Source organism: Microbacterium sp. Soil_C_42 (assembly GCF_057656735.1).
The window spans coordinates 1-1,543 of the sequence record NZ_JBDGJU010000082.1; the positions used below are offsets into that span (position 1 = coordinate 1).

Below are 1,543 nucleotides of genomic sequence, written 5' to 3' on the forward strand. Positions count from 1 at the left end.
AGAACCAGGGCGGCGGCGGCGGCGGCGGCGGTGGAGGCGGCGGTGGCGGCGGCGGCGGCGGTGGCGGCGGAGCCGTCGTCGGTTCGGGCTGGGCCCGTCCGTCATCCGGCTGGCGCAGCTCCGGCTACGGCCCGCGTACCGTGCAATGCGGCAACAGCTACTGCTCGAGCGGCTTCCACTACGGCGTCGACCTCGCCGCGGGCTGCAGCTCGGGAATCTACGCCGCCTCGGCCGGTCGGGTCGTCTACGCCGGCCCGAACGGCGGCTATGGCAACTACATCAAGATCGACCACGGCGGCGGCATCGGCACCGGCTACGCCCACATCCGCAACGGCGGCATCTTCGTCGGCGTCGGCCAGTGGGTGGACGCCGGTCAACTGATCGCGAGCGAAGGCAACACCGGCAACTCCTTCGGCTGCCACCTGCACTTCGAGACCTACGTCAACGGCGGCACGACGAACCCGATCAACTTCATGGCGGCGCGAGGCATCTCGGTCTGACCGCGGACACACTGAAAAGACGAAGAACCGGATGCCGAGGCATCCGGTTCTCGCGTGAAGACACGGGTCAGAGCGTGTTCGGCGCGACGCCTTCACCCTGGGTCGCGGTCTGGCCCTCGTGCTGTGCGAAGCGCGCGAACGCCTCGTCGACCAGACGCTCGGCCTCTGCCGCGTTCGCCCACTCGTCGACCTTGACCCACTTGTTGGGCTCGAGGTCCTTGTAGTGCTCGAAGAAGTGCGCGATCTCCTTCTGCAGGAACTCCGGGATGTCGGCGACGTCCTGGATGTGCGCCCAGCGCGGGTCCTTGGCGAGCACCGCCACGACCTTGTCGTCGCCGCCGGCCTCGTCGCTCATCTTGAGCACGCCGACGGGGCGGACGCTCGCGAGGATGCCGGGCGCCAGGTCGACGTCGAGGATCACGAGCACGTCGAGCGGGTCGCCGTCCTCGCCGAGGGTGTTCTCGAAGAACCCGTAGTTCGTCGGGTAGCCCATGGGCGTGTAGAGGATGCGGTCGAGGAAGACGCGGCCGGTGCCGTGGTCGACCTCGTACTTCACGCGGCTGCCGCGCGGGATCTCGATGACGGCGTCGTACGCGCCCATAGTGGTGCTCCTTCGAAGACTGTGGATTGCCGCGACCAGCCTAGTTCGGGCGCCTATCGGGCACTAACTCAGGATCGTCGGCGCGCACAGGTGCGACACACCGCCCAGAGGCGTGACCGCGAGGCTCCGATCCTGAGAACGGTACGGCGTCCCCGGTACGGTGGGCGGGTGGAGGAGCGCAGACCCGGACTCGACCCCGCCGTCGCCGAGGTGCGGCTCGCCGTACGCCGCGCGCTCATGGACCTCGAACCGGGTGCGACCGTGCTCGTCGCGCTGTCGGGCGGAGCGGACTCCCTCGCGCTGGCGGCCGCGACGGCCTTCGAGGCCCCGAAGCGAGGGCTGCGCGCCGCGTCGCTCACCGTCGACCACGGCCTGCAGGACGGATCGACGGATGCCGCGGCCGCCGCGGCCGCGAAGGCCGAGACGCTCGGGCTCGAGGCCC

General features: G+C 70.3%; 3 protein-coding genes. 2 read left to right on the forward strand and 1 reads right to left on the reverse strand.

What is annotated here, in order from left to right; translation table 11 throughout:
- Nucleotides 1-500, forward strand: a 500-nt coding sequence (locus tag AC3A46_RS19470; RefSeq protein ID WP_487666691.1) for a M23 family metallopeptidase, incomplete at its 5' end; no start/stop codon positions are given.
- Nucleotides 501-567: 67 nt separating this feature from the next.
- Here AC3A46_RS19470 and ppa read toward each other — a convergent pair.
- Nucleotides 568-1,101 (reverse strand): inorganic diphosphatase, encoded by a 534-nt coding sequence (gene ppa / locus AC3A46_RS19475; protein ID WP_487666692.1) that lies wholly within the window; start codon nucleotides 1,099-1,101, stop codon nucleotides 568-570.
- Between the two features lie 168 nt (nucleotides 1,102-1,269).
- Between ppa and AC3A46_RS19480 the strand changes: the two genes are divergently transcribed.
- Nucleotides 1,270-1,543 (forward strand): PP-loop family protein (locus tag AC3A46_RS19480; RefSeq protein ID WP_487666693.1); only part of this gene is annotated, 274 nt, incomplete at its 3' end.